The 25,536-nt window shown below is 42.2% G+C and carries 23 protein-coding genes, 2 tRNA genes and 1 pseudogene; 17 read left to right on the top strand and 9 right to left on the bottom strand.

Going from position 1 to position 25,536, the window contains the following annotated elements; all coding sequences use genetic code 11:
• The first annotated feature begins 47 nt into the window (after window positions 1-47).
• The 3 genes from M301_RS13725 (at window position 48) to M301_RS13715 (ending at window position 3,670) form a co-directional block, all read left to right on the top strand.
• Window positions 48-2,213, top strand: coding sequence for an adenosylcobalamin-dependent ribonucleoside-diphosphate reductase (locus M301_RS13725; protein WP_013149383.1), 2,166 nt, complete (start codon window positions 48-50; stop codon window positions 2,211-2,213).
• A 135-nt stretch (window positions 2,214-2,348) separates the two neighbouring features.
• Window positions 2,349-3,053 carry a TSCPD domain-containing protein gene (locus M301_RS13720; protein ID WP_013149382.1) on the top strand — a complete coding sequence of 235 codons (705 nt, stop codon included), beginning with the start codon at window positions 2,349-2,351 and terminating at the stop codon, window positions 3,051-3,053.
• A gap of 326 nt (window positions 3,054-3,379) precedes the next feature.
• On the top strand, window positions 3,380-3,670 hold the full coding sequence (locus tag M301_RS13715; RefSeq protein WP_013149381.1) for a DUF3892 domain-containing protein: 291 nt from the start codon (window positions 3,380-3,382) through the stop codon (window positions 3,668-3,670).
• A gap of 432 nt (window positions 3,671-4,102) precedes the next feature.
• Here M301_RS13715 and ribA read toward each other — a convergent pair whose 3' ends face one another.
• From ribA to M301_RS13700, 3 genes are read right to left on the bottom strand one after another with little or no spacing between them, the layout of a single operon-like run.
• Window positions 4,103-4,705 (bottom strand): GTP cyclohydrolase II, encoded by a 603-nt coding sequence (gene ribA / locus M301_RS13710; RefSeq protein ID WP_013149380.1) that lies wholly within the window; start codon window positions 4,703-4,705, stop codon window positions 4,103-4,105.
• Window positions 4,706-4,714: 9 nt separating this feature from the next.
• Window positions 4,715-5,845 (bottom strand): sigma-54 interaction domain-containing protein, encoded by a 1,131-nt coding sequence (locus tag M301_RS13705; RefSeq protein ID WP_013149379.1) that lies wholly within the window; start codon window positions 5,843-5,845, stop codon window positions 4,715-4,717.
• A complete protein-coding gene (locus M301_RS13700) occupies window positions 5,842-7,104 on the bottom strand; it encodes an acyl-CoA dehydrogenase family protein (protein WP_013149378.1) in 1,263 nt (420 codons plus the stop codon). The genes M301_RS13705 and M301_RS13700 overlap by 4 nt, the downstream gene beginning before the upstream one ends.
• A gap of 359 nt (window positions 7,105-7,463) precedes the next feature.
• Between M301_RS13700 and ssuD the strand changes: the two genes are divergently transcribed.
• From ssuD to ribB, 4 genes are all read left to right on the top strand, one after another.
• Window positions 7,464-8,609 carry an FMNH2-dependent alkanesulfonate monooxygenase gene (ssuD, locus tag M301_RS13695; protein ID WP_013149377.1) on the top strand — a complete coding sequence of 382 codons (1,146 nt, stop codon included), beginning with the start codon at window positions 7,464-7,466 and terminating at the stop codon, window positions 8,607-8,609.
• A gap of 8 nt (window positions 8,610-8,617) precedes the next feature.
• The gene (locus M301_RS13690; RefSeq protein WP_013149376.1) at window positions 8,618-9,814 is read left to right on the top strand and encodes an acyl-CoA dehydrogenase family protein; all 1,197 of its coding nucleotides are present in this window, start codon (window positions 8,618-8,620) and stop codon (window positions 9,812-9,814) included.
• A 59-nt stretch (window positions 9,815-9,873) separates the two neighbouring features.
• Window positions 9,874-10,728 carry an amidohydrolase family protein gene (locus M301_RS13685; protein WP_013149375.1) on the top strand — a complete coding sequence of 285 codons (855 nt, stop codon included), beginning with the start codon at window positions 9,874-9,876 and terminating at the stop codon, window positions 10,726-10,728.
• A gap of 70 nt (window positions 10,729-10,798) precedes the next feature.
• Entirely contained in the window at window positions 10,799-11,503 is a 705-nt protein-coding gene (ribB, locus tag M301_RS13680) for a 3,4-dihydroxy-2-butanone-4-phosphate synthase (RefSeq protein WP_013149374.1), read from the top strand.
• Between the two features lie 114 nt (window positions 11,504-11,617).
• Here the strand turns inward: ribB and M301_RS13675 are convergent, their stop codons facing one another.
• Window positions 11,618-12,850, bottom strand: a complete 1,233-nt coding sequence (locus M301_RS13675; protein WP_013149373.1) for an SfnB family sulfur acquisition oxidoreductase — start codon at window positions 12,848-12,850, stop codon at window positions 11,618-11,620.
• 498 nt (window positions 12,851-13,348) lie between these two features.
• On the opposite strand from M301_RS13675, the gene msuE reads away from it, so the two are divergent.
• From msuE to M301_RS13630, 8 genes are all read left to right on the top strand, one after another.
• Window positions 13,349-13,933 (top strand): FMN reductase, encoded by a 585-nt coding sequence (gene msuE, locus M301_RS13665; RefSeq protein ID WP_013149372.1) that lies wholly within the window; start codon window positions 13,349-13,351, stop codon window positions 13,931-13,933.
• A 30-nt stretch (window positions 13,934-13,963) separates the two neighbouring features.
• Entirely contained in the window at window positions 13,964-15,046 is a 1,083-nt protein-coding gene (sfnG, locus tag M301_RS13660) for a dimethylsulfone monooxygenase SfnG (RefSeq protein WP_013149371.1), read from the top strand.
• A 28-nt stretch (window positions 15,047-15,074) separates the two neighbouring features.
• Window positions 15,075-16,268 (top strand): AMP-binding protein, encoded by a 1,194-nt coding sequence (locus tag M301_RS13655; protein ID WP_148218609.1) that lies wholly within the window; start codon window positions 15,075-15,077, stop codon window positions 16,266-16,268.
• Window positions 16,265-17,041, top strand: a complete 777-nt coding sequence (locus tag M301_RS13650) for an ABC transporter ATP-binding protein (RefSeq protein WP_013149369.1) — start codon at window positions 16,265-16,267, stop codon at window positions 17,039-17,041. The genes M301_RS13655 and M301_RS13650 overlap by 4 nt, the downstream gene beginning before the upstream one ends.
• 46 nt (window positions 17,042-17,087) lie before the next feature.
• Entirely contained in the window at window positions 17,088-17,969 is an 882-nt protein-coding gene (locus M301_RS13645) for a branched-chain amino acid ABC transporter permease (RefSeq protein ID WP_041359538.1), read from the top strand.
• A 12-nt stretch (window positions 17,970-17,981) separates the two neighbouring features.
• Entirely contained in the window at window positions 17,982-19,049 is a 1,068-nt protein-coding gene (locus M301_RS13640; protein ID WP_041360256.1) for a branched-chain amino acid ABC transporter permease, read from the top strand.
• Between the two features lie 112 nt (window positions 19,050-19,161).
• Window positions 19,162-20,499, top strand: coding sequence for an ABC transporter substrate-binding protein (locus tag M301_RS13635; RefSeq protein WP_013149366.1), 1,338 nt, complete (start codon window positions 19,162-19,164; stop codon window positions 20,497-20,499).
• A gap of 122 nt (window positions 20,500-20,621) precedes the next feature.
• Window positions 20,622-21,365, top strand: coding sequence for an ABC transporter ATP-binding protein (locus M301_RS13630; protein ID WP_013149365.1), 744 nt, complete (start codon window positions 20,622-20,624; stop codon window positions 21,363-21,365).
• 99 nt (window positions 21,366-21,464) lie between these two features.
• Here the strand turns inward: M301_RS13630 and M301_RS13625 are convergent, their stop codons facing one another.
• The 3 genes and pseudogenes from M301_RS13625 to M301_RS14735 form a co-directional block, all read right to left on the bottom strand.
• Window positions 21,465-22,565, bottom strand: coding sequence for a porin (locus M301_RS13625; RefSeq protein ID WP_013149364.1), 1,101 nt, complete (start codon window positions 22,563-22,565; stop codon window positions 21,465-21,467).
• Window positions 22,566-23,061: 496 nt separating this feature from the next.
• Window positions 23,062-23,430 (bottom strand): annotated as a pseudogene (locus tag M301_RS14740) (MOSC domain-containing protein); the annotation flags it as partial.
• Window positions 23,431-23,493: 63 nt separating this feature from the next.
• Window positions 23,494-23,679 carry an MOSC domain-containing protein gene (locus M301_RS14735; RefSeq protein WP_238524646.1) on the bottom strand — a complete coding sequence of 62 codons (186 nt, stop codon included), beginning with the start codon at window positions 23,677-23,679 and terminating at the stop codon, window positions 23,494-23,496.
• Between the two features lie 163 nt (window positions 23,680-23,842).
• Between M301_RS14735 and M301_RS13615 the strand changes: the two genes are divergently transcribed.
• Window positions 23,843-23,918, top strand: a tRNA-Thr gene (locus M301_RS13615).
• A gap of 120 nt (window positions 23,919-24,038) precedes the next feature.
• Here M301_RS13615 and M301_RS13610 read toward each other — a convergent pair.
• Window positions 24,039-24,218 carry a hypothetical protein gene (locus tag M301_RS13610; protein WP_013149363.1) on the bottom strand — a complete coding sequence of 60 codons (180 nt, stop codon included), beginning with the start codon at window positions 24,216-24,218 and terminating at the stop codon, window positions 24,039-24,041.
• Between the two features lie 105 nt (window positions 24,219-24,323).
• Window positions 24,324-25,196 (bottom strand): DMT family transporter, encoded by an 873-nt coding sequence (locus M301_RS13605; RefSeq protein WP_041360255.1) that lies wholly within the window; start codon window positions 25,194-25,196, stop codon window positions 24,324-24,326.
• Between the two features lie 201 nt (window positions 25,197-25,397).
• Here M301_RS13605 and M301_RS13600 point away from each other — a divergent pair.
• Window positions 25,398-25,474: transfer RNA gene (locus M301_RS13600), tRNA-Pro, on the top strand.
• The last annotated feature ends 62 nt before the right edge of the window (window positions 25,475-25,536 follow it).

Below are 25,536 nucleotides of genomic sequence, written 5' to 3'. Positions count from 1 at the left end.
ATAATCTAATAAATAACGCGCAAGTCTACCTTTTAGGAGAGGCATCCATGCTAAAAGCAGTCGAATCAGCAACCGAGTCAAAACCAGATTCTGAAAAAGAAATTCCAATTCAAGCGGTGTCGCTGGATATTTGGGATAAAAAGTATCGCCTAAAAACTAAAGCTGGCGAACATGTAGATGCTGATATCGATGCTTCTTACGCACGTGTTGCACGTGCCCTAGCAGACGTAGAAACAACAGATGAGAAACGTGCCGAGTGGCATGAGAAGTTTCTATGGGCATTGCGTCGTGGTGCAATTCCAGCAGGCCGTATTACTTCAAACGCAGGTGCTTTAGAGCACAAACCAGCGACTTCAACCATTAACTGTACAGTGTCTGGCGTGATTTCAGACAGCATGGATGACATTTTAGGCAAAGTGCACGAAGCTGGCTTAACGCTAAAAGCAGGTTGCGGTATTGGTTACGAGTTCTCAACATTGCGTCCAAAAGGCGCGTTTGTAGCTGGTGCTGGCGCTTACACAAGCGGCCCGCTCTCTTTCATGGATATCTACGACAAAATGTGTTTCACCGTGTCTAGCGCGGGTGGTCGTCGTGGTGCGCAAATGGCAACTTTTGATATTTCACATCCGGATGTGACGGACTTTATTAAAGCTAAACGTGAAAACGGGCGCTTACGCCAATTCAATTTGTCATGCCTCATCACTAAAGAATTCATGGAGGCGGTAAAAGCGGACGCTGAATGGAAACTTGCTTTCCCAGTGACAGAAAAAGAAGCGATTATCGATGGTTTAAATACCAACGATTTAGCCCAAGTGGTTTGGCGTGAATGGCCAATTAAAGGTAAATACCTCACTAAATTAGATGGCGTAGATGCTGGTAAAGTGGCTTGTCGCGTGTATAAAACCATCAAAGCACGCCGTTTGTGGGATGTGATTATGTCCTCAACTTACGATTTTGCTGAGCCAGGTTTTATCTTGATTGACCGCGTAAACGAAATGAACAATAACTGGTTCTGCGAAAACATCCGTACGACTAACCCATGCGGCGAACAACCATTGCCACCTTATGGCGCATGCTTGTTGGGTTCTGTGAATTTAACGCGTTTTGTGAAAAAACCATTCACTGACGAAGCGTATTTCGACTGGAAAGAATACCGCGAAGTTGTGGCTATTTTCACGCGCATGTTAGATAACGTGGTTGAAATCAACGGCTTGCCATTGCAAGAACAACGCGACGAGATTATGCGTAAGCGTCGTCACGGTATGGGCTACCTAGGTTTAGGTTCAAGCCTCACTATGATGAAACTTAAATACGGTGAGGAAGAATCACTTAAATTTACCGATGAAGTGACCCGCGTAATGGCAGAAGAAGGCTGGAACACAGGCGTGCAATTGGCAGAAGAAAAAGGCCCAGCGCCGATTATGGATGAGAAGTTTGAAGTCACTGCTGACATGCTAGCAAAACGCCCAGAAATGGCGGCTGATGGCATTAAAGTTGGTCAAAAAATCGCTGGTAAAGTGCTACTCGGTAAATACAGCCGTTATATGCAACAGTTCCCAGAAGGTTTGCGTAACCAAATCGCCGCTAAAGGCGTACGTTTTACGCACCATAGCTCAATCGCGCCAACGGGCACAATATCACTGTCATTGGCAAACAATGCAAGTAACGGTATTGAGCCATCATTCGCGCATCACTATGCACGTAACGTGATTCGTGAAGGCAAAAAATCAAAAGAGAAAGTCGATGTATTCTCTTATGAGTTGCTGGCTTACCGTGAGTTGATTAACCCAAATGCCATGCCGTTTAGCGACAAACCAGAAGAGCAACTGCCAGATTATTTCTTGGATTCTTCAACCATCATGGCAAAAGCGCATGTAGATATTCAAGCCGCATCACAAAAATGGATTGATAGCTCAATTTCAAAAACCATTAACGTACCTACAGATTATGACTTTGAGGACTTCAAAAATATCTATCTGTACGCTTACGATAAAGGCTTAAAAGGCTGCACAACGTTTAGATTCAACCCTGAAGCCTTCCAAGGCGTTTTAGTGACTGAAAAAGACTTAGAAAGCACCACTTACAAATTCACGCTAGATGACGGCGCTGAAATTGAAGTAAAAGGCAACGAAGAGATTGAATACGATGGTGAAATCCACTCGGCCGCTAACCTGTACGACGCCTTAAAAGAAGGTTACTACGGTAAGTTCTAATAAGTGGGCTTAAGTTAGGTAAACCTTGGGCTAGATAAATTTAGATTGTCATTCCGTGCTCGACACGGAATCCAGTGACTTTAAAGACGCTAGATTCCGACCTCCGTCGGAATGACAACAAAAGGAGAAAACAAAATGGCAGTTAAAATTGAAAAGAAAATCGTTGGCTACGCGCTAGTGAATGAAGAAGATAAAGCGAAAGCCGCGGCAGACGCACAAGCGCAAAAAGAAGCAGCAAATAAAATTGTGCAACTAGGTGAGCCACTCAGCCGCCCAGACAAACTAGTAGGCAACACCTACAAAATCAAAACACCAGTGACTGAGCATGCGCTCTACATCACCATTAACGATGTCATCATGAACGAAGACACGCCACAAGAGCACCGTCGCCCGTTCGAGATCTTCATCAACTCCAAAAACATGGAACACTTTCAATGGATCGTTGCGCTAACACGCGTGATGTCTGCGGTGTTCCGTAAAGGTGGCGATGTCACGTTCTTGGTAGAGGAACTTAAAAGTGTGTTTGAACCATCAGGCGGCTACTTTAAAAAAGGCGGCAAATTCGTACCGAGTTTGGTAGCAGAAATCGGCGAAGTGGTAGAGCAACACTTGCAAGAAATCGGCATGTTGAAAAAGCCGGGTTTAGATGAGCATCAGCAAAAATTAGTGTCTGAGAAAAAAGCAGAATACTTAGAGAAACATGCGCAATCAGGCGAAGAAATGAGCGCAGAAGGTTTTCCAAAAGGCGCGCAGCTTTGCAATAAATGTAATACCAAAGCATCGATAGTGATGGATGGGTGTTTGACTTGTCTTAACTGCGGTGAGTCGAAATGTGGGTAATTTGGAGGAAGCAAATAAATTTTTATAAATAGCAAAAAAGCTATTCCAAGAACTTATCCTTAACTTTAGTGAAAATTAGCTTAAGTTAGGGAGAGTATGGAGATTCTCATGTTCTATAGAGGTATAGAATTTTGAGGTATTTTCATTTTTTTGGAGGTATCATCTGGCGGGAGTTCAGAGCCCCACCAGACGAAATAACGACTCGCTAGGAATCGTGCAGAACGAAAGCGTAGTATCTCGCAGAGTCCGTTCCAGGTCAATAGGGCTGGAAGGCGCGCCGTTATTAACCTCCTTTTTTAAGTGGTTGATTATATTAGGAGATTTATATGGCAGATGCCAAAATAACTTGTATTAATAAGCCTTTAAGCGGGTCACACGAGCATATTACACATGTGGGCAACCCCGAAGTAGGTTGGATATGGACTGTTGCGGATGTTGTAAAAAGTATCGATGCAAATCAAAATACTTTTTATGTTTTGGATCCTTCAACAGGTAAGCGTGCGAATGTCGGAGTTATTAGACCTTCAAATCATGCTCCATATTTGCGTACTTATGCAGATGGAAATTGGAGCGATAACTTGTTATCACTTCCACGATATATGTATGCAATAAGCTAAGGAAAAAGGGGGCAATTTGCCCCCTTTTTCTTTTTACCAGAGAGTCAAACTAAAAATTTTCAACTCCTTTTCGCCTTGAGGCGAGTTACTTTCTTTTGCTTGTCCGGTAGCCGCAAAGGTCATCCCCATCATCACGAATTGCTAAAGCAATTGTTCTGATGTGAAAACTCGCCAAATAAACCACTTGGCTCAAACAGCCGCTTGCCGACGACTCCCATCAAGCTTGCGCTGCTCGGCGAGGTAGCCGGGGATAAAGTCAAAAAAATCGGAGTTTTAGCGTTGGCTATTTACTCCTTAATCTCTGAGTCCTTTGCCGCCACTTAGGGGTTAAACATGGGTTTGCGTTTACTGAGCTTTTTGTTGCCGCTCACTCTTGATTAAAAAACTTCTGTTTTGGATAGTCAGCATAAGTTCTGAATCAAGTGGAGGCTCTCATAAATTTGCAGTATTGAAATGCCCAAGCTTTGTTCTTTTTGTTTCAATGTATTTCAGATTTTGCGCGTTTGGTAAAATGCTGATGGGGCTTATTTGAGTGACGTTAACTCCTAAGCCTTTTAGCGCGTGATATTTTTCAGGGTTATTACTTAGCAAATTGATTGAGAAAACCTCTAAATGTTTAAGTATGTCAGCTGCAATTTCGAATGTTCGTTGATCAACAGGTAAGCCGAGTGCTAAATTGGCTTCTACCGTGTCCAATCCCCCATCTTGTAGAGCATAAGCACTAATTTTATTTGCTAGTCCTATGCCTCTGCCTTCGTGGTCTCGCAGATAAATGATGATGCCTTCTTTTTTGCTCGCAATAGCTTGTTGAGCAAATTTTAATTGCTCACCGCAGTCGCAGCGACTCGAAGAAAATGCATCACCAGTTAGGCATTCAGAGTGCACTCTAGTTAACACATGATGTTGATTGGATGGTTTTCCCATCACAAGTGCTGCGTGTTCTACTTGGCTACGATTATCTCGATAGATATGGATTTGAAAATCTCCAAAATCCGTGGGTAATTTTGAAGATGATATTTTTGTGATAATGGTCATAGTAACTTTTTAGCGAAGTGCTTTAATAGCACCCATTCTAATGAGTTTTGCTCTAACAATGTTGCGGCTAATCCCTAATAATTTAGCTGTTTGAACTTGATTGTTGTGGCAATAGTGATACGCCGTCTTGATGATAACGTCTTCAAGATTTTCATAGATTGTATCTCCACCTTCTTCAAAAATTTGATGAAGAGACGTTTCTAATGAATTAGATTCATTGGCAGCTTGATAAGTAGCATTATTCTCTTTAGGGCGGTGCAATTGAATAGTTGAGAGCTGCAAATCCTCACTTTTGACGATATTGTTTTTGCAAATTAATAGCGCATGATGAATAATATTTTCTAACTCACGGATATTGCCTGGCCAATTATGCTGTAAGAGCTTCTGTTTGCCAGATTCATCTATGCGTATTTCCGCGTAACCTAGTCTGCGTCGATATTCCCCTACAAAATACTCTGCGAGAGGGATAATGTCGCCAGGTCTATTTCTTAATGTAGGTAGTTCAATATGAGCCACACGTAAGCGATAAAATAAATCCTCTCTAAAGTGTCCTGCTGCAACAGCCTCTTCCAGTCGAACATTTGTTGCGGCTACTAGGCGCACATCGATTGGCGTGGGTTTCCTTGAACCTAATCTAACCACCTCTCGCTCTTGTAAAACTCTTAATAGTTTTACTTGGCTGCTTAATGGTAGGTCGCCAATTTCATCTAAAAACAATGTGCCGCCATTGGCTGCTTCGAACCATCCTGATTTGGCGACAAGTGCACCCGTAAAGGCGCCTTTTTCTTGGCCAAATAACTCACTTTCAACCAATGACTCAGAAAATGCACCGCAGTTCACAGCAATGAATGGTCCATTTTTACGCTGACTAAGCTGATGAACATGGCGTGCTATGAGCTCTTTTCCTGTTCCGGTTTCTCCAATGATAAGTACATTGGCTTCGCTTGGTGCAATTTGCTGAACGCGAGCGAGTAGTGCTTTAGATTTTGGATCCTCAAACACCTGAGCTGTCGCGCGTATGGATTTCGTTAGTGCTTGTGAGTTAGGTAAGGTTAATAATTGCATATTTTTTTTCTCCTGATATGGAGGGTCAAAGTCATATTTGGCAAGCTCGAATTGTCTATCTAGTATTTTGTTCATGAGTAAAATGTAGGTGTCGGGTATTTCTCTTTCAATACCCAATCACCTAGCTCCTTTAATTTGTAATCAATAGGGTCATGTAGCGTATGTGTGCGTATATTTCGCCAATATCTGTCCATACATAGACCTGCATGCGTAGAGCGTGAACCTGTGACTTCAAACATTCTGCTGGTGATGTCTAGCCCTATGCGAGTTGTTAGTATTTTCGCAGCTGCAATTTTGATAGCCACTTCTCCACGTGCATCTTCCGTCAATTTGTCTTCTTTTAGCCACGCTGCATCTAGAAATGTGGCGGCTACTTCCGTAATGGCGCGTGCGCTTTCTAGGCTCGCCCAGAATTCACCGTAGTGCCCAATGATGTAGGGGTCATCTTCCGGTTTGTGAAAGTTGGAACCATTCCAAGCGCGTGCTTCGTTTAATGTGTAGTGACGTGCTTCCCGAAATGCGCCTTCTGCAATGCCTAGATAAATGTTTGTCAGTATTAATTGAGCCACGAGTGGTCGCAAGCAGGAATATGGGGTACTTAATGGACCAGGGTCAGCTAATATTTCATGTTGTTCAACTCTAACGCGTTCGAAATTGACGCTACCACTATCTGTTTGGCGTTGCCCCATATTATCCCAATCTTGAATCACATTGATGCCTGTGCGCCCAGTCGGTAAAGCGGCGATAATTAATTTAGATTTTCCATCGCCATTTGGATTATGTTCGAGCGCTGAAGCAATCAACATTTCTGAATCTAGAGCTCCAGAGCAAAAACTTTTTTTCCCTGAAAATTCTGACCAATGACTAAATGATCTGCTTACAGTACGGTCATCCGTTGGATTTAAGGCATTTCCCCAAAACCAATTTTGACGTGCTGTTTGCTCAAACCAAGGCTCCCATTGCTCATTTTTTGAAAAGAGTCGAACAGTAGCTAACATTAAATGTTGAAAGGCAAACACGTGAGCAATCGAGCTATCTGATTTTGCAAACTCACGTACGATCTGCATTGTTAGTTGCCAGTTTGCGCCAAGCCCCCCATATTGTTTGGGTATGATGAGCGAGAGAAGCCCACTTTCGCGGATTTGATCGCGTTGCTCTTTGGGCGTCCCGCCTATTTGATCACGCTCAATGGCGGTTAACTCAAATTCAGCTGAAAGTCTTTGGGCAACCTGCATTGGGTCTTCTATTTCTTGATGAGAAAAATCTAGAGAGTTGCTTTGAACTCGCTTGATTAGCTCAGCAGAATGTTCTTCTGCCAGAATATTTGAGGCCATGCATGCACTCCTATTAGTTAGTCTAAATAAGTATATTGCATGAACCGTGCCAGTCTTAATAATGGATAAGAATTAGCTTATGCTTAAAATTCAGCAATATGTGAAATCCTTGATATGCCAATGCTGCAGGAGCAGCAGCATTGTGGATTTTATTAGCTGCAAGTCTTTGGTGATAGGAGTTACCTATCTAAACTACATCATCTAATGCTGCTCAATCAGCATTAGATTTGCATTGATGCTGATTGAGCAGCATCAATGCAACATAAGAAGCCTAACTTACCCATGAAATGGCTAAAAGTCGTAATGGCATGCAAATTGCAGATAACGCTTACTAAGATTTTTTAAGAGTAAGGATTGTTATGCAGATTTTTTGGTTTCTACCTACCCACGGCGATCAGCGGTATTTGGGAACGTCCGTTGGCGCAAGGCCAGCTACTTATAGCTATTTAAAACAAATTGCAAAGGCAGCAGATCGCTTGGGATTTAATGGGGTGTTAGTGCCATCAGGGCGCTCATGCGAAGATCCATGGGTTGTAAGTGCTTCCTTAATTAATGAAACCGAAAGGTTGAAGTTTTTAGTAGCCGTGAGACCTGGATTCACTTCACCTACGGTGTCAGCAAGAATGGCTTCAACATTGGATCGTATTTCAGGTGGAAGGTTATTAATCAATGTCGTTGCAGGAGGCGACCCAGAAGAGCAACAAGCCGATGGCAGCTTTCTTCAGCATGATGAACGCTACACAGAAACTGGAGAGTTTCTTAAAGTTTGGAAAGCAGTCTTACAGGGGGAAACCATTAGCTTAGATGGAGAATACATCCGTGTTAAAGATGCTAGATTGCCATCCGGCGCACATCAAAAACCTTACCCACCATTATTTATTGGCGGATCCTCAGACGCGGCAATTGATTTAACGGCAGAACATATTGATGTTTACCTGACGTGGGGTGAGCCTCCAGCCGCCGTTGCTGAAAAAATTGAGCGTGTAAGAGCTGAGGCTGCTTTAAAGGGGCGTACTGTCAAATTTGGTATTCGTTTGCATGTGATTGTAAGAGAGACTAGCGAAGAGGCTTGGCAAGCAGCAGACCAATTAATTTCATATGTCACTGATGAGACCATTGCTGCTGCTCAGGCAGCGGTGGCGAAGTTTGACTCGGTTGGTCAGAAAAAGATGTCCGCATTGCATGGTGGAAAACGAGGCAATCTCGTTGTGTCGCCTAATCTTTGGGCTGGGGTTGGTTTAGTTAGAGGTGGTGCGGGGACTGCTTTAGTTGGCAATCCGCAAGAAGTGGCAGATCGAATCAAAGAATACTCGGCATTAGGTATTGATTACTTTATTTTTTCTGGTTATCCACATTTGGAAGAGTCGTATCGGGTAGCCGAATTGTTGTTTCCACTGTTGCCTCTAGCGTTAAAGCCCTCCAGCGAAGACGCGATCAAAACCAATATGACTGGCCCATTTGGTGAATCTATTACGGAACATCAACCACAAGTTTCAGCTCACTAAGGATAGACATGACAACTATTAGTAAGCAAGAAGTATTAGCTGAAACAGCTACTCCATTTGAGGTGGCAGAAAGATTGGCTGAGTACTTTGCATTAACGGCAGCCGAGCGTGATTTGATTGGCGGTACCCCATATGAGCAAAGACAAGCAATAAGAGACAGTGGTTTGTTAAAGCTTCTTATTCCCAAATCATTAGGTGGTTTAGGCGCAAGTTGGGTGGAGCTATTTCAAATTATTCGTTTATTTGCACGAGTAGATAGCTCTTTGGCACAGGTGTTTGCATTCCAATTCCTTATGTTGGCATCGATTCGGCTATATGGCACTAAAGAGCAATGGCAAACATTATGGAAAGAAACAGCTGAAAAAAACCTGTGGTGGGGGAATGCTTTAAATCCGCTAGATAATCGCACCATAGCAACGCCAAATGGAAATCATCTTGTTTTTAGCGGCCAAAAAAGCTTTTGCTCAGGAGCAACGGATTCTGATCGTCTGATTGTGTCGGCAATTGAAGCAGAAACAAACCGTTTTATTGTTGCCGCTGTTCCAAGCAATCGAGCTGGAATTTCAATTAATAATGATTGGAATAATATGGGGCAGCGCCAAACTGATAGCGGCAGTGTGAATTTCGATCAACTCATCGTTGAGCAGGATGAGCTTCTGATGAACCCGGGGCCATTAAGTTCGCCGTTTTCTAGCTTACGCTCTTTAGTTGCACAGCTGATTTTTACCAATATATACCAAGGGATTGCTGAAGGTGCGTTGGAGGAGGCTATTAAATATACACAGCAAAGTTCTAGAGTATGGAGTGGCTCACTTGCTCAGACGGTTCAGCAAGATCCATTCACACTGTTACATTTTGGCGAGTTCTGGGCGAGTCTTGATGCTTCAAGGCTTCTTGCTGATGAAGCGGCTAAGCAACTTGAAAATGCATGGAGACAAGACCTGTTGCTCAGTGAAGAAGCTAGAGGCAAGGTGGCGTTGGCGGTGTTCTCTGCCAAAGTCAATATTACTCGTTCAGGCCTTGATGTGTGCTCTCGCATTTTTGAAGTAGCAGGTGCTAGAGCTACAACAGCAACGCTAAGGTTAGACCGTTATTGGCGAAATTTAAGGGTTTATACCTTACATGACCCTGCCGATTACAAGCTTAAGGATCTAGGCGATTGGGCGCTTAATAAACGTTATCCAGTGCCTAGTTTTTATTCATGATGGTGACAATAGTTCTGCTATTCACTCCTAATTTATATTGATTTTTATAACGAGATACCATGACGCAAAAAATTATAGATTTACGCAGTCGTCCGGCATATTTGCATGACTTTTTTGGCGCCACTCCAGGCACAGCCTCTTTTGAAACTGCTCGGTGGTTGAATAAGCGCGTAGGTTCGATTGATCCTGACCACTTTCAGCGCTCATATACCATTGATGGATATTTGAATGAGATACAGGAGTCAGGCATCAGTAAAGCGGTGGTTGTAGGGCGTGAAACTCCAGGTTTAACTATTAGCAACGAGAAAATAGCCGAGCTAGTGAAGCAAAGTCCATTACTCATAGGTTTGGGTTCTGTTGATATCCAAACTCGTGGGGAGAAAAGTACGATTATAGAAATCAATCGCGCAATCAACGAGTTTGGTTTTTATGCCATTAATATTGAGCCTGGCTTTGGTGAGCCGGCATTAGAGGCTGATAACCCACTGTTTTATCCTGTATATGAAGAATGCATCCATTTTGATGTTCCAGTGTGCTTAATGTCAGGCCCGACAACGCCAGATTTTGATTATGCGCATCCAAGCGCAGTTGCACGGCTGGCACGTCGCTACCCTTCACTTAAGATTATTTGCTTTCATGGCTATTATCCATTTGTGAATGAGATTATTGGTGCAGCTTTCCGTTATGAAAATATTTACTTAGTACCTGATATGTATATTTTTCAGCCAGGTTCACAACTGTATGTTGAAGCGGCTAATAGTTTTCTTTCTGAGCAGCTATTGTTTGGTTCATCTTATCCTTTCCGAGCTATGAAGCAGACCGTGGACGATTTTGCAGCTCTTGGATTTAAAGACGAAGTTTTGGATAAAGTTTTTTACCAGAATGCAGAAAGAGTACTCAAGATTAAAGCATAAGTTATATGCGTTTATATGCGTTTTTAGATTTTATAAATCTATATCGTTAGATTAAAAATTGGAAGAAGTGATGAGCAAAAATTTATCCCCGTTTGATTCTATTGAATCAGCAATTAGCGCTATAAGCCGAGGTGAGTTTGTCGTAGTTGTAGATGATACTGATCGCGAAAATGAAGGCGACTTAATTATAGCCGCAGAGAAAGTCACCGCCAGCCAAATGGCGTTCATGGTTAGGCATAGCAGCGGTATCGTATGCGTATCGATGACTGTTGAGCGTTTACGGCAATTAAAATTACCGTTGATGGTTGAGCGTAATACAGAATCGCATAGAACAGCTTTTACAGTGAGTGTGGATTATTTACACGGTACTACAACAGGTGTTTCTGCGGCTGATCGTGCTCTGACACTCAATGCGCTGGCTGATCCAAATAGTCATGCCAACGACTTTGCGCGACCGGGGCATATATTTCCTCTGCGTTGCCGTAAGGGTGGTGTATTAGAGCGCGCTGGGCATACAGAAGCCGCACATGACTTGTCGCTTTTGGCAGGGTTGCAGCCTGCAGGTGTGCTTTGTGAGGTGGTCAATGACGATGGCACCATGGCAAGGCGGCCAGAGCTACTAGCTTTTGCTAAGCAACACGGCTTGGTCATTATTACAATTGCCGATTTGATTACGTATCGAGAGCAAGCAATAGGCTCACAAATTTATACTAAACATCACAAGGCAATGGTTGAGCATCATTTACTAGATGCTGCAATTTTGTATACAGCATAATGCAAGGCTCGCATCGGCGGGCTTTTTATTTTGATTGCTATCTACAAATAAAAAGGCATGTCCATATAGACATGCCTTTTCTTTAAGGTCAGATTACTGACATTTTCCTAGTTGTTAAATCCATGGGTGACGCGGAGGTTTTTCACCGTTTAAATAGTAGTTACCAACGGCAAAATATTTCCAACGCACTGGGTCATGAAGGGTATGAGTACGCGCATTTCTCCAATGCCTATCTAGGTTGTACTGGCCTAGGGTGGATCTTGTGCCAGCAAGTTCAAATAACTTACTACCAGCAAGTAGCGCGGTTTCTGTGCTGAATACTTTTGCCTCAGCAACAGCAATAGAAGCAGCCGCTACTGTATCTTCATTCGGATTTTTCTGAGCAGCATCGATAAATTCACCAGAGCGTTTCAGTAATGCGTCGGTAGCATGTACCTTTATTTGAATATCACCGATTTCTCGTATGGTAAGAGGATCTTCATAACCATGTTCCAATTCGGTATCTATCCATGGTCGAGTATATTTGCGTACGAAATCTATGGTGTCACGCAATGCCGCTCGAGCAATTCCCGTATCCACTGCCGCTTGGATGATTTGTGCGATCGGCCCCATGGTTGTTGGGCGATCGAATGCTAGGTGATGCGGCAATACATAATTTTTTGGAACAAAAATGTTTTCTAGGATAGTGGTGCCACTGGCCGTGGTGCGTTGACCAAAACTTGACCAGTCATCAATGATTGTTAACCCTTCGCTGCCTTTTTTTACGAATGCAACTACTGTGTTATCGTTTTCATCTTTAGCGACGACTGGAACCCAATCAGCTAACAATGCACCAGATGAATAGAATTTTTTCCCATTCAACAAATAACCGCCTTCTGAAGGAGTTAAACGGGTTTGGACGTCCGATACGCTCTTAGTGCCAATTTCAGAGAACGCATTGCCAAAGCGTACGCCTTGCAATACCAAATCAAAGAAAAATTTCTTTTGTTCTTCTGTGCCATCTAAACGCAATCCTTCCACCATATACAAGTGGTTTTGTGGCACTTGTCCGATACATGGATCGGCCTCAGCAATAATTGCTATCACTTCTGCTAACGTTGCATTAGATACGAATGCACCTCCGTATTCTTTAGGGACGGTGATTCCCCATAAGCCGCTCTGAGAAAATAGGTCGAGCTCTTTGTAAGGTAACTGACGTTCTGAATCACGCTTGGCTGCTTCTTTAGCGATGGCAGGAGCAAGCGCTTTTGCAATGCTGATGGCTTCTTCATCGGATTTAATAATGTGGGCAAGCGGGCGATGAATGCTATGTAGTGAAGCATCTTTTCTTAATGCAGATGTGGACATTTATATTCCTTCTCATATTGTGATGATTAAAATTTAATTAATTGGTGCATTCGATCTCAGCATAGATGAGATAACACATACCACTTTGCATTTAGCATGCCACTATTTAACCTATTGATTTACATTGATATTTTAATTTTATTTATTTTTATTAAGTTGACTATGCAGCATCTTGCTGATGTTCTGCTGCCTAGTAAGCAGAGTTGATGTGATGAGTTGGATAACTGCTAAAAATTTTGTATCAGATATCACGTATCAATCATTTTTCGACCATTTGGCTAAATTTAAGAACATCTATCTTGTTAAAAAAGTAATCAAGTTGCTGTGTCAGCAGCAGCCTGTCAGCAATGTGGCACACTATTCAACAACAGTGACCAACAAAAAATATGCTTAACATATTGATTTAAAATGAAAAAATAGTTGGCATATTTGCTGCTAATACTTATTACGTGAGCTGTATCAACAAATGATCGGCCGAAAATCTGTATAGGAGTAAATATGAGTAATAAGCTAAAAGTAGTTGCGGTATCTGGTGGTTTGAAATTGCCATCAAGGACGCTGACCTTGGTTGAAGAGATTGTTGCAGCCTTAGGTGCTGCCTTGCCGATTGATCTTCATGTGATTGAGATCAGTGAGATTGGCCCATTGTTTGGTGGAGCACTTAACCATGCAGAGCTTCCAGAGCGAGTGTTGAATGACATTGCCGCAATTGAGTCTGCTGACTTGTTGGTTGTGGCTAGCCCAGTTTATCGCGCATCCTATACTGGTCTATTTAAGCATTTATTCGACTTTGTCCACCACGAGGCTCTCATTGATGTGCCTGTGTTATTGGCTGCTACTGGCGGTAGTGAGCGCCATGCGTTGGTCATTGATCATCAATTACGCCCACTCTTTAGCTTCTTTCAAGCGCACACATTGCCTATAGGCGTTTATGCCTCAGAGGCAGATTTCACTAATTACAAAGTAAGTAATGATTTACTGAAACAGCGTATCAAGTTGTCAGTTGATCGCGCCTTACCTTTGTTGAAACATCGACGTATTCAACTAAGCGAAGAAGCTAAGCATGTGGCAAGCGGCTCTTAACTAACAACATAATTTTTTGAAAGGAACATCATGAGTAATCCAATTAAGTTTGCCTACTGGGTACCTAATGTGAGTGGCGGCTTAGTCGTCAGCGACATTGAACAACGCACTAGCTGGGATTTTGAATACAACAAAAAATTGGCACAGATTGCAGAGAAAAGTGGTTTTGAGTATGCGTTGAGCCAAATTCGATTTACTGCAGGCTACGGCGCTGATAATCAGCATGAATCCGTTTCATTCTCACATGGCCTGTTGGCCGCAACCACAAAGTTGAATGTCATTGCAGCAATTTTACCTGGACCTTGGGATCCAGCTTTGGCGGCTAAGCAAATTGCAACAATCGACCATCTGACTGGCGGAGGACGCATCTCGGTCAATATTGTTTCAGGTTGGTTTAAAGGTGAGTTTCAAGCCATTGGTCAGCCATGGTTGGAACATGATGAGCGTTATAGACGTTCACAAGAGTTTATTGAGTCGCTTAAAGGTATATGGACGACTGATAACTTTACCTATACTGGCGATTTTTACCGTTTTAGAAATTACTCACTAAAACCAAAGCCACTCAAAGTTCCTGAGGTTTTTCAAGGCGGTAGCTCTAGAGCAGCACGCGACATGGCTTCTAGAGTGTCGGATTGGTATTTCACCAACGGCAACACAGTTGAAGGTATCAAAGCACAGATTGATGATATTAAAGAAAAAGCTGCTGCAAATAACCATCAAGTTAAAGTTGGGGTTAATGCATTCATCATCGCACGTGAGACTGAAGAAGAAGCCAAGGCCGTTCTTGCTGAAATTATCGCTAAGGCAAATCCTGAGGCGGTCAATGCTTTTGGTCATGCGGCGAAGCAAGCTGGTGCGGCTAGTCCAGAGGGTGAAGGCAACTGGGCAAAATCAACTTTTGAAGATTTAGTGCAATACAACGATGGCTTTAAAACTAATTTAATTGGCACGCCACGTCAAATTGCTGAACGTATTGTTGCGCTTAAGGCGGTTGGCGTTGATTTGATACTTTCAGGTTTTCTGCATTTTCAAGAAGAGGTTGCCTACTTTGGTGAAAAAGTTTTACCTATCGTTCGCGAGCTAGAGTTAGAGCGATTAGCCAAAGCTGCCTAGTGATCGTTATTGAGAGCAATAGAGATTGATGATGAGTATTGATACATTACCTAGTTGGTTGAATTTTCAAGCGTCTAGCTTTGGCAAGCGTGTGGCCATTCGCCATAAGCAATTAGGTATTTGGAAAGAGTCTACTTGGAGTGATTCAAGGGATGAGGTGTATAGATTGGTGCAACTGCTTAAGCGCAAAGGTTTTGCATCTGGAGACACACTGTTTCTTTTGACTCACCCAAGACCTGAGGCGCTTTTGATCTCTGTTGCGGCTCAATGGCTGGGTGGAGTAGCCGCGCCGATAGACCCGCAAAATGATGTTGAGCAAATCTCGGAGCTTTTTCAATTGTTAAAGCCAGTTTTTCTATTTGCAGAAGGTCAATTACAAGTTGATCTTGCGCTTCAGCTTAGTGAGCAGCCACATTTAATTATTTATGCAGATCGGCGTGGTTTATCCAACTATCAACATTCTTCTTTGAATTTCTATTCAGAAATAATACAAGCCGAGTTAGATATATTTGATATCAGGCATGTTGCTGAATCTGAGCATAATGCATTTGCATTTTTCAGATTGAATAACGCTAAGCATGTTGAAGTTAAATTACTAAAGCATAGAGAAATGCTGATGCAAGCGCGTGATTTGGTAAGCCTTGAGCATTTAACAAATACAGAAGAAGCCCTAGTTGCACGGACATTTGCGGCCAGTGGGCATGTTAGATACTTACTGGCTCCCTGGCTACTAGCTGGTTTTCGCCTTAATTTTCCAGAAAATATCAACACTCGAGACAACGATAGAAGAGAGCTCGGACCAACGCTGGTGGCGGGTACTAAGCAAACATATGAGCGGCTAGAGAGCCTAATTAAAGCGCGTTTACCGCTAAATGGTACGTGGTTGAGAGCAGCATTAGATTGGGCAATATATTCTCAGTCTAAGCATTCATTACTAGGTAAGTTGGTAGCGCATTGGCTATATTTACGCCCACTACGTGATGTGATTGGCTTTAGCCGAACTAGAGTGCCGCTGCTAGTGGACGAGCCATTGAGTGAGCAGTCTTTAAATTTTTTTAAGGCGCTTGGAATAAACATAAGAAATTGGCCTGATGTGCAAGATTGGAAAGCGGTGAATGTAGAGCCTCATACTTTTTCCCATAGCAGCGCTAAGAAAAACTATGTTGAAGTCAATGCTGTAAACATCGACATTCGTAGTACGCCTACGGGGTTGCTTGTATGAGTGGTCAAAACGTGTTGTTAAGCATGTCAAACATATCACTTTCCTTCAAGGGCGTTAAAGCAATTACTGATATTAGCTTTAATGTGAATCAAGGGGAAATCTGCTCACTCATTGGTCCTAATGGCGCGGGCAAAAGCTCATTGCTGAATGTGATTAATGGCGTCTACCAGCCCGATGTTGGGCAAATTACCTTCGATGGTGAGACTAGAACAAAAATGAAACCCCATGATGCTGCAGTTAAAGGCGTTGCGCGCACCTTTCAAAATATTGCCTTATTCAAAGGCATGAGCGTGCTAGATAACGTACTTACGGGCAGAAATCTTAAAGTCCAAACGCATTGGGTTCAGCAGGCTTTAAATTCTAGAAGTTCGGTGAAAGATAGTCTCATTCAACGCAAAAAGGCTGAGGAAGTCATTGAGTTTTTGCAAATTCAACAATGGCGAAATCATTTAGTGAGTAGCTTACCCTATGGATTGCAAAAAAGGGTCGAGCTCGCTCGCGCCTTAGCTGCTGAACCAAAATTGTTATTACTAGATGAACCGATGGCTGGTATGAATAAAGATGAGAAACGTGAAATGAGTCAGTTTATTTTGGATACCAAGAAGGAGTTTGGCACAACCATTGTACTGATTGAACATGACATTGGTGTGGTGATGTCATTATCAGATCACGTAGTTGTGCTTGATTACGGAAAGAAAATTGGTGATGGAACGCCTGATGAAGTGCGGGTAAACCCTGAGGTTTTAGCAGCCTATCTCGGCACAAAGCATTAATGGTTAATCGGTTGCGCATTTAAGTTTTAATTTAAAGGTATAAATGATGGGGTTCTTCTTCGAAGTCTTGATTGGTGGTTTGCTCTCTGGGGTGATGTACTCCTTGGTTGCTATCGGTTTTGTACTGATTTACAAGGCATCAGGTGTGTTCAATTTTGCACAAGGGTCAATGGTATTGTTTTCAGCGCTTACCTTTGTAAGTCTGTTAGAAAGGCATGTTCCATTTTGGCTAGCTTTCGGAATGACGATGCTCACCATGATTGCGCTTGCTTGGGCGGTCGAAAGATTCGTTTTACGTCCATTGGTTAATCGCCCTCCTATCACCTTGTTCATGGCTACGTTGGGCTTGAGTTATATCGTTGAGGGCTTAGCGCAAGCTGTATGGGGTGCGCAAGTGCACGGTTTGGAGTTAGGCATTAGTGATGAGCCATTTGAATTTCTTGGTTTACTGCTTTCACAGTTTGATCTATTTGCCGCAGGTGTTGCGGGTGCTTTAGTGTTGTTGCTTTCTTTCTTGTTCAACAAAACAAGAACAGGTATTGAGTTGAGAGCCGTTGCGGATGATCAACTGGCTGCGCTTTCTGTTGGTATTAAATTACAAAAACTTTGGCTTATTGTATGGGCGGTAGCAGGCTTCGTTGGACTAGTGGCTGGCTTATTGTGGGGCGCACGTTTAGGTGTGCAGTTCTCACTTTCACTGATTGTTTTAAAAGCACTACCAGTGCTCATCATTGGAGGCTTTACCTCAATAGAAGGCGCAATTGTTGGCGGGCTTATTGTCGGTGCTTCTGAAAAATTGGCTGAAGTTTATATCGGCCCAATCATTGGTGGTGGAATTGAAAATTGGTTTCCGTATGTGTTAGCCACAGTTTTCTTACTAATTCGGCCTACTGGCTTGTTTGGTGAACAGACGATTGAACGTGTTTAGTGGAATTAAATGATGATATATAGAGAATCTGGACAATTTATTACAAGCTATCGTGCTGATAACAGACTTTTTAAGTTACATCAGGATAGATTTTCATTCTATGCACTTTTAGCATTTGCCTTTATTGTCGTACCTTTTATTGGCAACGACTATTGGTTCAGTGCGGTATTAATTCCCTTCTTAGTTCTTTCATTAGCTGGTTTAGGCCTTAATTTACTGACTGGATATGCAGGCCAGCTCTCGCTTGGCTCTGCGGCCTTTATGGCAGTAGGAGCTTTTGCAGCTTATAACTTTCATCTACGGATAGAAGGATTGCCATTTTTAGTGAGTTTTTTCTTTGGAGGAATTACTGCCGCTGCCGTTGGTGTAATTTTCGGTTTACCTAGCTTACGAATCAAAGGTTTCTATTTGCTAGTGAGCACTTTAGCTGCCCAATTCTTTGTGCAATGGGCTTTGACGAACTTTGCATGGTTTTCCCACAATAGTTCGTCTGGTGTGATTACCGCGCCGCCGCTGATTATTTTAGGCCACGACTTTAGTAATCCTGTCGGCCGCTATTTGCTGACGTTAACGATTGTCGTAGCGTTAGGCCTTATTGCCCGAAGCATAGTAAAGAGCGAGATTGGTCGCCAATGGATGGCTGTTAGAGACATGGATACTGCTGCGTCGGTGATTGGTATCTCAGTTTCCAAGGCGAAGTTACTCGCTTTTGGCATCAGCTCATTTTTCTTGGGCATTGCTGGGTCTTTATGGGCATTTACTTACTTAGGAACTGTTGAGCCGCATGGGTTTGACTTAACACGCTCCTTCCAAATCCTGTTTATTATCATTATTGGTGGTATGGGTAGTATTTCAGGTAATTTCATTGGTGCCGCTTTTATTGTTCTGTTGCCTATCCTTTTATCAGTGATCTCCAATCACTTGCTATCTGGAGCAATCGACGCAGGGCAACTTGAAAATTTTCAGAAAATTATTTTCGGCGCATTGATTATTTTCTTCTTAATCAAAGAACCCAATGGTCTTGCCAAATATTGGCAAACATTTAGGCAGCGCGCTCGCGTTTGGCCTCTCAGATTCTAACTATTCAACAAATTCAGGAGTAATGATTAATGTGCTGATTATTGACAAACTACGCTTTCTATATAACCAAATGGTATTTTAAGTATTTATGATAAAACAAAGGAGTATTAAAATGAAGAGAAATTTAGGCAAAATTGCTAAAATTCTAATCTCGATAGGATTAAGCGCAACATTTTTTGCTGGCAATGCATATGCAGAAAATGAGCAATATTTCCCCTTACAAAGTTATCGTATCGGACCATATGCTGCTGGCGGTTCAGGTTTTTTTGGTGGCTTTATTGACTACCTACAGTACATTAACACCAAAGAAGGTGGTGTAAACGGTGTAAAACTTACTTGGAGTGAGTGCGAAACAGAATATGTAGTCGAAAAAGGTGTTGAGTGCTACGAACGCCTGAAAAAAGGACTAAACGGTGCGCCTGCCGCTGCGACTAATCCGCTTTCAGTAGGTATTGCCTATGCAACCTTAGAGCGTTCTACGGCAGATAAATTGCCGTTGATTACCATCAACCACGGTAGAACAGATTCCACTGATGGCAGTGTATTTCCTTACGTGTTTCCACTGCAATTGAATCCTTATAGTGAGGTGTCAGCTATTATTAATTACATCGGGACTAAGTCTGGCGGTTTGGATAAATTGAAAGGTAAGAAGATCGTCACGCTTTACCATGGCTCTCCTTATGGCAAAGAAACCAACCCGATTCTAGAGTTATTGGCCAAAAAATATGGCTTTCAGTTAACGCTGTTAGAAGTACCACACCCAGGAAATGAACAGCAATCGCAATGGCTCACTATTCGTCGTGATAAACCAGATTGGGTAATTTTACGTGGCTGGGGTGTGATGAATCCTGTTGCATTGAAAACAGCCCAAAAAACTGGTTTCCCCGCGGACCACATTATCGGTAATATTTGGAGTAACTCTGAAGATGACGCAGCGCCAGCAGGTGCAGCAGCTAAAGGCTATATCTCAATTACAACCCATCCATCAGGCACTAATTTCCAAGTGTTGCAGGATATTGACAAGGTTGTTGTAAAAGCTGGCAAAGGCAACTTGCAAGATCCTAAACGTTTTGGAACGGTTTACTACAACTTAGGTGTTGAAAATGGCATCCTTAACGTTGAAGCCATTCGCGTTGCGCAAGCTAAGTTTGGTAAGCGTCCATTAACTGGTGAAGAGGTTCGTTGGGGCTTTGAGCACATCAAACTAGATGATGCCCGTCTCAAGCAATTAGGTGCGTATGGTTTGGTGCAACCGCTTAAATTAAGTTGCGCTGATCATGAAGGTGGCGGCTCAGTGCGATTCCAACAATGGGACGGAAGCAAATGGAAAGTCATTTCAGATTGGGTTCAAGCAGATCGCAAACTGTTGCGTCCTATTATTGAGCAGTCCTCACACGAATATGCCAAAGAAAAAGGGATTACACCGCGTGATTGCTCTAAAGAATCATAACAGTTAATCAAATTTAAGTTCATATAAATGGCAGGGCGAACGTTCTGCCATTTAGAGTTTAATTTCGACTAAAACTTCAATTGAGGGCTTAGTTGAAATTAAAGTCTGTAAAGGAGTAAATGATGAGTACAGCATCCATATTACGTGTTGAGAATATTGAAGTAATCTATGAAAAAGTCATTCTGGCTGTCAAAGATATTTCGCTGGATATTAAAACAGGCAGCATCGTCGCATTACTCGGGGCAAATGGTGCGGGGAAAAGCACTACCTTAAAAGCTATTTCAAATTTAATAAATGCTGAGCGTGGTGAAGTTGTGCATGGTCATATTTATTATCAAGGTAAAGAGGTGACTCATGGTGAGCCTCATCAATTAGTCAGAGATGGACTAATACAGGTTTTAGAAGGACGGCATTGCTTTGCACATCTGACTGTTGAAGAAAACTTACTGTCAGGGGCATTTGTAAAGCGTCCAAAAGCAGGAAACCTAAAATCTGATTTAGAGCTTATCTATCACTACTTTCCAAGGTTAAGAAGCTTGCGAAAGAAACAAGCTGGATATACTTCTGGGGGCGAGCAGCAAATGCTAGCGATTGGTCGCGCATTGATGGCAAAGCCGAGTTTAGTGCTTTTAGATGAACCTTCTATGGGGCTTGCACCACAAATAGTTGAAGAAATATTTGAAATAGTTTGCCAGCTCAATAAAGATGAGGGTGTTAGTTTTCTGTTAGCTGAACAAAATGCAAATATCGCACTTCGTTATGCGGATTATGCTTACTTATTAGAGAATGGACGTATTGCAAGTGAAGGTATAGCGGAACGATTTCACGCGTCGGAATTGCTTGAGGCGTCTTATTTAGGTCGTTAAGAAAAGTAGGAAAATGCTTATTTGAGTATTCTATCGGGTGAAATCTAATGTTTAAAAAGCGGCCATATTAATGGCCGCTTTTATTTTAAGTAAATTTTATTAAAAGAAATGCGCCACATGGAACAATACTTTAAAGCCATCTACATCACGCGTATTGTCAGCAGTTTGTTTGAATCCAAATACATCAATACGGGTATTGCTGCTGCCATTGATTAAATAGCTTGCGCCCAAGTCGTAACGCTTTGTATCAACACCAGATGAGTTATTATCAAACTTTTGATAAACAAATTTTGGTTGGATTTTACCAATACCAATTACTTGCGGGAAAGTGTAGCTACCTAATATAAAGTAGCCCTTACCTTGAGGTGCAGTTAAATCGTTTGTATCATCGTTATCATAGTCATAATACGATGCCTCGGCACCCACTACCGCACCATCTTCAAGTGGTTTTTCTAAACGACCGTCGATGTTCCAATAGCGATAATCACCTGGATTCGCTAAAGTTCCGGCTCCATCTTTTTGGTAACGAATTGAGCTTCCCACAGATAAAATCGATTTAGAGCCATCATAGCTCGCTAAGTTATAGAAACCAGGCTCAGCATCCCAGAAATTATATTGGACCTTAGCCGCATAAGATAAATTATCAGCTTGATTCGAAGTGCCACGTCTGCCTTTGAAAGCGCCAACTTGATATTTTAAAGCTTGATTCTCAGTGCCGCCCCAGATAGACGCGCCATCATCGCGACCACCAAATTGATTTGGTGCTTGCTCAGTAATCGGAAAGTCAAAACTCGGTGGATAAGCTGGGGCTGAAGCTGAAGCACGGCTTGCCGGGGGTAAAAAGCGACCAATCCAGATATTAAAGTAGTTGTTTAATTCAAGACCAAGATGTGCGTCAAGAATCTCCACTTGGTTATCAGAAGAGTTCCTCGCTAAGTTAAATTCAAAGCCAACATTTTTATGGACTTTACCATTTGTATAGAGACGCGCTTCCTCAACAGTAAAGTCATTTGAGCGATCTTTGCCATTAGGTGCAGCATCTGATATTGAGCTATAACTGATTCTAGAGGCTACCCCAATATTAATAAACTGATCTTCATCTTTTTGAAATGTTGCAGCATTAGCAGCCAAGCTGCTAGTAATTAGAGCAGGCAAAAGTGCCAAATTGCTCCATCTAAAACTCACTAATTGATTTTTCATAAATCCTCATCCTGAATGTATTTAATAGCAATAATCTTGAGTAGCCACTTGATACAATAAAAGTGACTACACGCCCAATTTAGAAGGCGCTACAGTACATATGGCATAATTCATGCCATAAAATTATTCATTTATAATCAATAGGATAAGTTTTTTTGTTTTGGCTTCATGCTGATTGAAAAGCATTGTGCTTATTGGCTGTTGATTCAAAGGCAAACAGCCATAGCGCTTAGCTACTGACTGAGTCACTTATTGTGAAAATAGCCTCAGTAGTGCTAATTTATGTATATAACAAAGAAGCTACTTCAGAATATAAAAGGCTTTGAAGAGGTGTGGTTATTTAGTCACGCAATATGACTGTCCTCTTTGGGACGGGGTAATGATGATTCTCAGTGTCAGCTTTGAAGTAATGTGATTACCATGCCAAATACCAGACGGTCAGAGACTTCAGTTAGGGTCGTTTTATGCCATATAGCCTTACCTTCAGTTAAACGTTCTAAATATACAGTTTTAAGCAATGGGCTAGGTTGGGGATTTTTAGGGCTTTGCTGAGTAGCTCTTTAGGTTCATCTGTGGCTAGTGCTAAATCTAGCTTTTGTAAAATAAGCGCGGTGCGAACTGTAATTGAGTCTATCGCGCGGTCTAGCAGTGTGATTTCATCGCCAGCTTTTATAGAGCCTGCTGTGAGTACACGTTGGTAAAAGCCGCTGCGTCCGCTGTTTAAAAATGTTTCTAATATCGCTGGTTGGCCTATCTTGTGCCCAAACTTAAAACATGGGATTCTTGGCATAGTGATCTATACGATTGCTTCACCAATTTGAATGGTGTCTTCATCAAAACCAGTGATGGTTAAGTTCTCACCAAACGTGCCATAAGGTAAATCAGTTAAACCAAGCGTATCTTGCCAGTATGCATAATGCTCAAAAGGTTAGCTGTATATGGCTTGGTGCTCACCACCGTGTACGATTTTATCGGCTTGACCATCTCCATTTAAACCGAGCTTACCTAGCCAAAAAGGGCATTGCACGGGTAGTTTATAAATGCCCGTTAATACTGGCTCTTCGTTAATAACCACGGTTTTGGGTTGTGCAATATTAAGTGAAATCAGTTTCATCGTGATTAACCATTTGAGTCTATTAGAGTATTTGTATTATCAGATATTTAATGTTTTTTTAAATACGCTAATTTGCGTAGGTTGCCTAGATTTATTTTTTTAAATTACATTCATTGGCATGACATTTGCTAAATTTTCAGTATAATTCGCTCCCTAGCAAAATGCCGGATTAGCTCAGTTGGTAGAGCAGCGCACTTGTAATGCGAAGGTCGTCAGTTCGATTCCGACATCCGGCACCAGTTTTAATTCTACAATTTCTCAATTGTAAGAAATTAAGTCTACGGAATAATGGCTTTATTGCTCCCCACTTCCCTAAGCAAAGCACTCTCACTCAGGCGGCTCGTATGCCACTCTAGAAGCTACGGCACACCAATGACTTTTAAATATTCTTCAAGTGTGATGGCGATATTTTCTAGTGAGTTTTTGGCTTTAGCTAAATCTGCATCACTTTCTAAGTGTAATTTTTCTAGCAGTGATTTATGTTCTTCAATCGCTTTGACATGTTCGTTAAATTTGTGGTCTTTTGAGTCATTGGCCATGATGATTACCCTCTTTTTATTACCGTTAATTTCAACTTTTCACTATTTCATCATACGCTTTTGGTGATTTAGCTCAAGGAGCTTAATGAGTAGGATAAGGCATTGCTAGGCCATTAACACCAGCACGCTGCCTGCCATCATGACTAAGCAGGCGAGTAGTTTTCTGGTGATATGTTTTTCGTTAAAGACTTTGTAGCCTGCAAACACTTGTAAAACCATGCCTATCTGAAACAGTGCTAGTGCGTAAGCCACCATCATGCTGGCGAGTAGCAGCAAGGTAAAATACTGCATGATAAACACCATTGCCCCGATGACAAAAAGCGTGTGTAGATGCTTTTTGGAGGCTTGCATGTTATTTTTTAGGCTGCCAGTTAAAAATAGTTGATTGCTTAATAGCGCTAGGACAAAGCCGATGAGCGACCAAAACACCATGGTAGCCAATGCACCGCCGAGTATCACCGACTTTTTAAGAAAAATAGTGCCGATGGCGAATAAGAAGATAGAGAGAAATCTTGCCTGTACGCCTTTGTCTTTTAACAGATTTACGATGCGGTTGGTTTGCAAGTTACTCGTGGAAGGCGTTAAAAAATAGCTGCCAGCAATAATCACCAAAACGCCGATTAGACCTTGCAGGCTAGGTATTTCGTTTAGAAACACGATGGCTAGCAGCATGGATGCAACGACTTTATAAGCGTTAAGTGGACCGAAGACGGAAAGCTCGGTTCTTGAGAGTGACATCACTAGAAACATCCATCCACCCACATCAAATAGAGATGCGAGCAATGCGTTCAGCCAGAACGCATTGCTGAGTTGGCTGATTTCAATCATGACCAATAGTGGCGCCGCAATTAAGCTTAAAACAAAGTAAGTGGCTGCGACAATAAAAAACGGGTGCAAGCCCTGTTGCGATAGCTTTTTTTGATAAATGTTAGAGCCTAATGAAAATATTAAGCGACCAAAAATGTAAATGAATTCCACTGTAACGAATGAGCCTAGTGCTTTGTATAAGGGCTCAATTTTAACCGTTAATGTGAGCTGTATAGGTGAAAGTGGCTTAATTTTGATTGATATGCAATACATTGATCGCAATAGTGTGCTTGTTGAGCGCTCATCATAATCTTTATTAATTAAATCCACGGCCTTGACGGCGGCGGCTGTTCTCAGTATAGTGCCGGCCTTCGGCGTGTAGCGTAGCCTGGTAGCGCGCCTGCTTTGGGAGCAGGATGTCGGGAGTTCGAATCTCTCCACGCCGACCATATTCAATCGGTTTTAATAATTGGTGGCAAACCCCAATTAGCAAAAAAGGAGCTTCGGCTCC

It is taken from the genome of Methylotenera versatilis 301 (genome assembly GCF_000093025.1).
Classification (GTDB): Bacteria; Pseudomonadota; Gammaproteobacteria; order Burkholderiales; family Methylophilaceae; genus Methylotenera; species Methylotenera versatilis.
The sequence above is the reverse complement of the archived record's forward strand: the minus strand, read 5'-3'. Positions and strand labels throughout refer to the sequence as shown.